Source organism: Streptosporangium sp. NPDC006013, from assembly GCF_040614275.1.
Classification (GTDB): domain Bacteria; phylum Actinomycetota; class Actinomycetes; order Streptosporangiales; family Streptosporangiaceae; genus Streptosporangium.
On record NZ_JBEXUE010000443.1, the window covers coordinates 1 to 8,227 of the forward strand.

Annotated in this window: 7 protein-coding genes; 2 read left to right on the top strand and 5 right to left on the bottom strand. The window is 70.9% G+C overall.

The features are described from left to right. Window positions 1–77: 77 nt before the first annotated feature. The 3 genes from ABZ260_RS40835 to ABZ260_RS40845 all read right to left on the bottom strand — a co-directional run bounded on the left by ABZ260_RS40835 (window position 78) and on the right by ABZ260_RS40845 (window position 2,937). Complete coding sequence (locus tag ABZ260_RS40835) at window positions 78–545, bottom strand: hypothetical protein (RefSeq protein WP_355628402.1); 468 nt, start codon at window positions 543–545, stop codon at window positions 78–80. 235 nt (window positions 546–780) lie between these two features. Continuing rightward, window positions 781–2,151, bottom strand: coding sequence for an MFS transporter (locus tag ABZ260_RS40840; RefSeq protein ID WP_355628404.1), 1,371 nt, complete (start codon window positions 2,149–2,151; stop codon window positions 781–783). 48 nt (window positions 2,152–2,199) lie between these two features. Next, a complete protein-coding gene (locus tag ABZ260_RS40845; RefSeq protein WP_355628406.1) occupies window positions 2,200–2,937 on the bottom strand; it encodes a TetR/AcrR family transcriptional regulator in 738 nt (245 codons plus the stop codon). Window positions 2,938–3,106: 169 nt separating this feature from the next. Here ABZ260_RS40845 and ABZ260_RS40850 point away from each other — a divergent pair, with 169 nt between their 5' ends. Together ABZ260_RS40850 and nhaA are read left to right on the top strand one after the other, a co-directional pair. Then, complete coding sequence (locus tag ABZ260_RS40850; RefSeq protein WP_355628409.1) at window positions 3,107–4,564, top strand: MFS transporter; 1,458 nt, start codon at window positions 3,107–3,109, stop codon at window positions 4,562–4,564. 154 nt (window positions 4,565–4,718) lie between these two features. After that, window positions 4,719–6,020, top strand: coding sequence for a Na+/H+ antiporter NhaA (gene nhaA / locus ABZ260_RS40855; protein ID WP_355628412.1), 1,302 nt, complete (start codon window positions 4,719–4,721; stop codon window positions 6,018–6,020). 179 nt (window positions 6,021–6,199) lie between these two features. Here nhaA and ABZ260_RS40860 read toward each other — a convergent pair whose 3' ends face one another. Continuing rightward, window positions 6,200–7,354 (bottom strand): VWA domain-containing protein, encoded by a 1,155-nt coding sequence (locus tag ABZ260_RS40860; RefSeq protein ID WP_350916407.1) that lies wholly within the window; start codon window positions 7,352–7,354, stop codon window positions 6,200–6,202. After that, on the bottom strand, window positions 7,347–8,227 hold an 881-nt coding region (locus ABZ260_RS40865), incomplete at its 5' end, for a DUF5682 family protein (protein WP_355628415.1). The genes ABZ260_RS40860 and ABZ260_RS40865, both read right to left, overlap by 8 nt.

Below are 8,227 nucleotides of genomic sequence, written 5' to 3' on the forward strand. Positions count from 1 at the left end.
CCCCGACGCCTCGCCCATCATCGGCAGGACGCCCGTGGAGAACCTCTACGTCAACTGCGGCTGGGGGACCGGCGGTTTCAAGGCCACCCCGTCGGGACGCGCAGCGGCTCGATGTCCCAGCCGGGATGGACGTCCAGGGTGACGTGGGCGTACCCGGCGCAGACATGCCGGTTCACCCGGGCGACCAGGCTCTCCAGGTTGCGGTCGGCGCCGATCCTGACGGTGGCCATGAGGGAGGTACGGGTACCGCCCAGCGCGTGGGCCAGCGGCACTCCGCGCATCCTCGCCCACAGGTCCCAGCAGGCCATGTCGGCGGCGGATCCGCCGGGGACGGCGCCGAGCTCGTCGGGGTGCTCCCAGTCGACGCCGATCAGCGCCTGCGCGAGCCCCTCCTCCAGCGCGACCCAGGTCTTGGGGTCGGCGTCGACGACCTCGCCCCACCCGGTCATGCCCCCGTAGTCGGTGAGCCGGACGAGGATGCTCTCCGGCCGCCTGCCGTACGGCAGGACCAGCCGGAACACCTCAAGCTCACGGACACGCGGCATGACCCCTCCTTGACCTCTCCGAACCCGGGGAATTCAAGCTCTAAAACACGAATCCCGCCCGAAGGCGGGACTCCTCTCAACACCACCGGGAACGGCGTTCTTCCATGGTGCCACGGCGGCCCGCGAATGCCTCCTGCTTGTGAGGGTGGGTTTTGGTCCAGTTTTTCCGATATTTCCGGCGCTTTCGGCGCGGAGAGAACTCAGGCCGGATAAAGGGGGCAGCCCCAGGAAGAGCTCAGCCCCGGACCGAGGCGTCGGCTCTGACCCGGGCACCGACCAGGATTCCGGTGGTCGCCATCAACGCCGCCAGCCCGAAACAGAGCAGGTAGGCGACGGCCGAGGCGCCCAGTGCCGCCAGGAGCGCGCCGGCGACCGCGACGGAGACGACCGTGTACACCGACTCCGCGACCCCCAGCGACGCGCTGTTCTCCCCCTCCTCCCCCGGGGGTGACAACTCCAGGACGAGTACCGACAGCGTCGGGTACACGATGCCCATGCCTAGCCCCAGGACGATCTCCCCGAGGAAGGCGGCGGCGACCGGGACGACGGCGAAGACCGTCAGGCCCATCAGCACGAGTCCCGCGGCGATCAGCGCCGAGCCGCAGCGCAGCACCAGTGCCCGGTCGAAACTCCTACGGCCCACGACCCACGAGCCGAACGACCAGCTCAGCGCGCCACCGGTCAGGGTGAGCCCGGCCATGGTCAGCGACAGGCCGCGCTCCTGGTTGAGCATCAGCGGCAGGAACGCCTCCCCGCCGATGGCCGCGCCCGCCGCGATGCCCCGCAGTGAGATCACCGAGGGCAGGCCCCTGGCCGCGCGCAGGGTTCCCTCGGGGAGCAGCCGGGGCAGCGCCGCGACCAGCGTGGCCAGACCGACGACGAGCAGGACGAACCCGGCGCCGCGCGCCGCGCCCCCGTACTGCATCAGTGCCGCGCCGACCGCGACGAGCACCGCCCAGCCCAGCCGTCGCGCGATCGAGGAGCGCGGGCCGGTCTGCGGCCGGTCCGACATGGGCGCGGCGGCCAGCCCGCGCCAGAGCAGCAACGCCGCGGGGAGGAGGAGCACCGTCACGCCGATGAAGACCCAGCGCCAGCCCGCGTACTCCACCACGAGGCCGGTGATCACCGGCCCGACCATGGAGGGCACCACCCAGGCCGTCGCGAAGATCGAGAACACCCGGGGGTGCGTCTCGGCCGGATAGACCCGCGAGACCAGCACGTACATCGCGACCTGGAAGACGCCTCCGCCGAAGCCCTGCACGAAACGGCCCACGACGAACACGTCCATCGTCGGCGCCGCCCCGGCCACGACCAGCCCCGCGGCGAAGAGCGCCACACCGGCCCAGAGCGGCGCCATCGGCCCCCTGACGTCGCCCCACCGCCCACCCAGCACCGTCGCGATCACCCCGGCCGCCATCGCCCCGCTGAACGCCAGCCCGTACAGCGCGTGACCGTCCAACTCGTCGGCCACGACCGGCATGGCGGTGGCCACCGCCAGGTACTCGAAGGCGACCAGGGAGATGAGCGCCACCATCCCGACGGTCAGGGCACGGTGCCGCGGGGCGAATATCCCGGCAGCACGCTTTTCGCCCGTCATGGTAGTCATGGGCCGACGGTACGCCCGGCGCCCCGCCCCTGACATCGGGCCTCCGCGTCAGTCCTTGGTCGTAGGACCGGCGTCCCGGATGTACGAGACCAGACCTCCCAGCAGCAGGTCGAGCCCGAACTCGAACCGCTCCGTGCCGTTGGCGTCCATCAGATCGTCGATCCGGGCGACGAGGTTGGGGAACCGGTCGGTTGGCAGACCCCGGTAGAACGTGGCTATCTGGCCGAAGAACTCGCTCATGAACTCCCCCAGCTCCTTGCCGCTGCCGCGCTGCCGGTTGACGTAGAGAGAGCCCTCGTAGGCGTCCGAGCAGACGTACAGGCCGAGACGGTCGATCATCATGGCGGCGGCCTTGGGCGGCACCCCGCCCGCGAGCATGATGGCCAGCTGTCCCTCGGCCACCCGCAGCCCGTTGGGGCCGGTCGGGATGGTGGCCAGGCCGACCCTGGCGATGTCGGCGTGGGCCCTGAACACCTGGAAGGCCTGCATGACCAGCTCCCTGATCTGCTCAAGCCAGCGCTCGGGATCAGGCTCGGGCACCTGGATCTCACTCATGACCTCGTCGTAGATCAGCTCAAGCAGTTCCTCCTTGTTCGCCACATGGGCGTAGAGCGAGGCGGGACCGGTGTCGAGCTCCTGGGCGACGCGGCGCATGCTCAGCGCGTCCAGCCCCTCGGCGTCGACGAGGCGCAGCCCGGTGGCGACGATGAGATCCCTGCTCAGGACGGTTCGCGGGGCACTCGCCTTGCGGGTCTTGCGCCACGGCGGGGCGGGGATCTCGGTCACCCGCCGATCCTATACCGCGACGAATCGTGTTCACGAACACCGTACTTATCACGAACAGCATTCGTTAGACGAACGATGTACTTGACGCAAACGCTGTTCGCTTATAAAACCATGTTCGTACAAGACGAACGCTGTTCGTCAGTCATTCGACCTCCGATCGGAGCCCCCCATGACCCATACGGTCGAGACCGGACCCTCACCCACCGGCGCGGAGCCGTACCGGTGGCGCTGGGTCGCCCTCTGCGTGGTCCTCACCGCCGAGGTGATGGACCTGATGGACGCGATGATCACAACCATCGCGGCGCCGTCCATCCAGAAGGACCTGGACGGTTCGTCGAGCATGATCCAGTGGCTCAGCGCCGGATACACCATGGCGATGGCCGTGGGTCTCATCACCGGGGGCCGCCTCGGCGACCTCTACGGGCGCAGGCGCATGTTCACCATCGGCGCGCTCGGCTTCACCCTGTGCTCGCTGCTCTGCGGGCTGGCCGTCTCACCGGAGATGCTGATCGTCGCGCGGGTGCTGCAGGGCCTGTCCGGCGCGGTGATGGTGCCGCAGGGCCTCGGCGTGATCAGGGAGGTCTTCCCGCCCAGGGAACTGGCCGCCGCGTTCGGCGCGTTCGGCCCGGTCATAGCGCTGTCCACGGTCGCCGGACCGATCCTGTCGGGCTGGCTCGTCGACGGCGACTTCTTCGGCACCGGATGGCGCATGATCTTTCTGATCAACCTGCCGGTCGGCCTGTTCGCCCTGCTCGGCGGGCTACGCTATCTGCCCGCGTCACAGCCCTCAGGTGCCTCACGTCTGGATCTGACCGGGATGGGACTCGTCTCGGCCGCCTCATTCCTACTGGTCTTCCCCCTGGTCCAGGGGCGCGACCTCGACTGGCCCGGGTGGACCTTCGTGATGATGGCCGTCTCGATCCCGGTTTTCGCCCTCTTCTGCCTCCACCAGTCCCGCAAGGAGCGCGCCGGCGGCGCCCCGCTGGTCGTGATGAGCCTGTTCCGCAAGCGCGCCTTCGCCGGCGGCCTGGTCACCGGCCTCGTCTTCTTCACCGGGATGGTCGGCTTCTCCCTGGTGTTCGGGCTCTACACCCAGATCGCCCTGGGCTACGACCCGCTGAAGGCGGGCCTCGCCGGCCTGCCGAACGCCATCGGCACGCTGGTCGGATTCATCCTCGTCAACGCCTCGGGGCTGGCCCGGAAGGTGGGCCGCAGACTGATCCACATCGGCACGGTCGTGATGGCCGGGGGCGTCACGGGGGTCGCCCTCACCCTGAACGTCGCGGGCATGGGCGTCACCCCCTGGCAGCTCGCCCCCGCCCTGCTGGTCACCGGTATCGGGATGAGCCTGATCATGGCACCGTTCTTCGACATCGTGCTGGCCGGGGTGGAGCCCCACGAGACCGGCTCGGCCTCCGGAACCCTCACCGCCGTCCAGCAACTCGGCGGCACACTGGGCGCGGCCGCGATCGGGACGCTCTTCTTCGGCCTGCTCAAGCGGGACTGGAGCTTCGAGGACTCGATGCTCCTGACGATCTGGATCGCGGTGGGCCTGCTCGTCGCCACCTTCGTCGCCGCCTTCCTGCTCCCCCTGCGAGCCCGGGACGAGCAGGACACCGCACACTGACCCGCGCCCGTTCCCGTGGGCCTGCCGGTATGCCATGGGATCGAGCGGCGGCACCCCTGCGGGGAGAACCGATCTCCCCGCAGGTACAGTGGCCGGTGGTGCGCCGGGAAGTCTGGTCGGCAGTGGCTGACCCGACCCCGAAAACGGAGCCCTGATGACCAAGACCCCGCCTGGCACGTCCCGCCTGCTCGGCCTGGGCTCGTGGCCCGAGGCCCGTCGCATCGCCGGCATCCTCCGCGAGGAGACCGTCGGCGGAGCGCTGCTGCTGGCCGGTGCGGTGGCCGCCATGATCTGGGCGAACTCCCCATGGTCGGGCGCCTACGAGGCGCTGCGTGCCTTCAGGATCGGCCCGGCGGCGCTGCACCTGGACCTGAGCCTGGCGACCTGGGCCGCCGACGGGCTGCTGGCGATCTTCTTCTTCGTGGCCGGCCTGGAGCTGAAGCGCGAGTTCGTCGCCGGTGACCTGCGCCAGGTGCGGCGGGCCGCGGTGCCGGTCGCGGCCGCACTCGGCGGGGTGATCGTCCCGGCCGTGCTGTACCTGCTGCTCACCCTCGGTGCCGGTTCCGGCGCGGCGCGGGGCTGGGCGATCCCGACGGCCACCGACATCGCGTTCGCCCTGGCCGTGCTCGCGGTCATCGGCCGGTATCTCCCCACCGCGCTGCGCACCTTCCTGCTCACCCTGGCCGTGGTCGACGACCTGGTGGCCATCATCATCATCGCCCTCTTCTACACCGAGCACCTGTCGGTGCTGCCGCTGCTGGGCGCGCTGCTGCCACTGGCGGTCTTCGCCATGCTGGTACGGCGCCGGGTACGCGCCTGGTGGCTGCTGCTGCCACTGGCCGCCGCCACCTGGGCGCTGATGCACGCCTCGGGCGTACACGCCACCGTCGCCGGCGTGCTGCTGGCCTTCACCGTGCCGGTCCTGCGCGGCGGGCGCGCCGGTGGCCCGGAGGCCGGGCCCGGCCTGGCCGAGCACTTCGAACACCGCCTGCGGCCGATCTCGGCCGGGGTGGCCGTGCCGGTGTTCGCGTTCATGTCGGCCGGGGTGAGCCTCGGCGGCCTGAGCGGTCTGGCCGGCGCCCTGAGCGACCCGGTCGCGGTGGGCGTGGTCGTGGGCCTCGTGGCGGGCAAGCCCATTGGGATCATGCTCGCGACCTGGCTGGTGGCCCGCTTCACCCACGCCCACCTGGACGAGGGGCTGGCCTGGGTGGACGTGGCCGGGCTGGCCGTGCTGGCCGGTATCGGATTCACCGTCTCCCTGCTCATCGGGGAGTTGGCCTTCGGCGCCGGCAGCGAGCTTGACGCCCACGTCAAGGTGGCGGTCCTGACCGGCTCCCTGATCGCGGCGCTGGCCGCGACGGTGATCCTTCGCCTGCGCAACCGCGTCTACCGGCGCATCCACGAGGCGGAGACCGCCGACCGCGACCACGACGGCATCCCGGATGTCTACCAGTAACGTTCCTGAGAGGCGTCGTCGAGAGGTCGCCGGGCAAAGAGCCGTCCGAGACGGCCGCGTGACCGGCCCCGCCTGCGACGGCGGCTGATCCGTCGGCGGGTGTCAGGCCGCCATGTTCGGCCCCTGACGTCCTGGAGAAGGTGGGCCCCCGTGGCCTTGCCTCCTTCACCAGGACGGGATCAGGTGGCGGTGCGCTCCAGTCGGCGCTCGGCCCACTGGCCGATGTCGCGGCGCTCGATCGCCGCGGCCATCAGGTCGGGAAAGGCGTCGGGGGTGCAGGCGAAGGCGGGCACCCCCATGGCCGCGAGCGCCGCGGCGTTGTCGTGGTCGTAGAAGGGCGCACCCTCGTCGGAGAGCGCGAGCAGCACGATCACCTGGACGCCCGCCGCGGTCATCTGGGCGACCCTGCGGAGCATCTCCTGCCGCACGCCGCCCTCGTAGAGGTCGCTGATCAGGATGAAGATCGAATCGTTGGGGCGGGTGATGAGGCCCTGGCAGTAGGCGATGGCCCGGTTGATGTCGGTGCCGCCGCCGAGCTGGGTGCCGAACAGCAGCTCGACCGGGTCGTGGAGCTGGTCGGTGAGGTCGACGACCGCCGTGTCGAAGACGACCAGCGAGGTCTTCAGCGAGCGCATCGAGGCGAGCACCGCGCCGAACACACTGGAGTAGACGACGGAGGCGGCCATCGATCCGCTCTGGTCGATGCAGAGCACCACCTCTCGCTGGACCGCCCGCTGTCTCCTGCCGTATCCGACCAGCCTGGACGGGATCACGGTGTTGCGCTCCGGCAGGTAGTTCCTCAGGTTGGCGCGGATCGTGCGATCCCAGTCGATGTCGGCGACCCGCCTGGGCCGGTGGGTCCTGGCCGAGCGGTCCAGGGCGCCGGTCACGGCGGCCTTCGTCTTCTGAACCAGCCGCCGCTCCAACTCGGAGACGACCTTGCCGACCAGCGCCCTGGCCGACTCCCGCGCCTTCTCCGGCATCACCCGGTTGAGCGACAGCAGGGTGCCGACCATGTGCACGTCCGGCTCGACGGCCTCCAGCATCTCCGGCTCCATCAGCAGCCGGGTCAGGTTCAGCCGCTCGACGGCGTCCTTCTGCATGACCTGGACGACGGTCGAGGGGAAGTAGGACCGGATGTCGCCCAGCCAGCGCGCCACCCTGGGCGCGGAGGCGCCCAGGCCACCGCTCCGCTCGGCCGCCCCCGCACCGGCGCCGTCGTACAGCGCGGCCAGTGCCCCGTCCATCTGAGCGTCGGTTCCGGCGAGCGAGCACCCGGTGCCGTCGGCGTCACCGCCCAGGACCATCCGCCAGCGGCGCAACCGCTCATCCATCGCTGCTCCCCGTCCTTCCCAGAATCGCCAGCACGGTCCGTACGGCCGCCGCCGCGCGTTCCTCGTCGAACTCCTCCGCGTCCGGTGCCCGATCCGCGCCGCCAGAGCCAAGAGAGCGGACGCGCGAGCCGATCGAACGCCGCTCAGGCGCGGCGAAGGCGCCGAACGTCCTGCGGAGCAGGGGCAGCACGTCGACGAAGGTCTCCGGGGCGAGTCCGGTGAGCCACTCGTCGACCAGCCCGAGCAGCCGGGAGTCGTGGACGAGCAGCAGCCCGCCCCCGGAAAGGAACCCCTCGATCCAGGACGCCGCCCTGGCCGGCGGGTGCCCCGCCGACATCGCCAGCGACATCCGACGGCCCGCCTCGGCCGTGTCGAGGTCGGCCGCGTCCAGCAGGATCCTGGTGAGCCGGCCCTCGATGAGCCCGTGCAGGTCGCTGCGGCCGGAAGCCCCGCGCAACGCCACCAGCCACCGTCCCTGCGGAGACTCCTCCTCGGGGCGGGCAGCGCCTCCCGAGGCTCCGGTGCTCCTCGCCTCCTTCGCGTCCGCCGGACCGTCCAGGCCCGCGGAACCGGCGGATGCGCCCGGATCCCCCTGAGCCCCCGTCTCCCGTGAACCACCGAAGACGCCAGGACCGGCGGGCACGGCTTCGAGCAGGGAGACGGCGGTGTGGACGGCGTCGATGTGACGGATCAGGTCACGGGCGGCGTCGTCGTCGAGGCCGGTGACGGCGCCACCGAGGCCGACGCAGATCCTGGTGAGCATCGCCCAGGCGATGGCGGTCAGGCCGGTGGCGGGAGTGCCGCGCACGTCGCCGTACCGCTGGGCGCGGACCATCGCCGGGAGCGCCGCCATCAGGTGCGTGACGTCGCCGT

Coding starts and splice junctions, on each gene's coding strand:
- ABZ260_RS40860 (WP_350916407.1), bottom strand. CDS start 7,354: ATGGATGAGCGGTTGCGCCGCTGGCGGATGGTCCTGGGCGGTGACGCC.
- ABZ260_RS40850 (WP_355628409.1), top strand. CDS start 3,107: ATGACCCATACGGTCGAGACCGGACCCTCACCCACCGGCGCGGAGCCG.
- ABZ260_RS40835 (WP_355628402.1), bottom strand. CDS start 545: ATGCCGCGTGTCCGTGAGCTTGAGGTGTTCCGGCTGGTCCTGCCGTAC.
- ABZ260_RS40840 (WP_355628404.1), bottom strand. CDS start 2,151: ATGACTACCATGACGGGCGAAAAGCGTGCTGCCGGGATATTCGCCCCG.
- nhaA (WP_355628412.1), top strand. CDS start 4,719: ATGACCAAGACCCCGCCTGGCACGTCCCGCCTGCTCGGCCTGGGCTCG.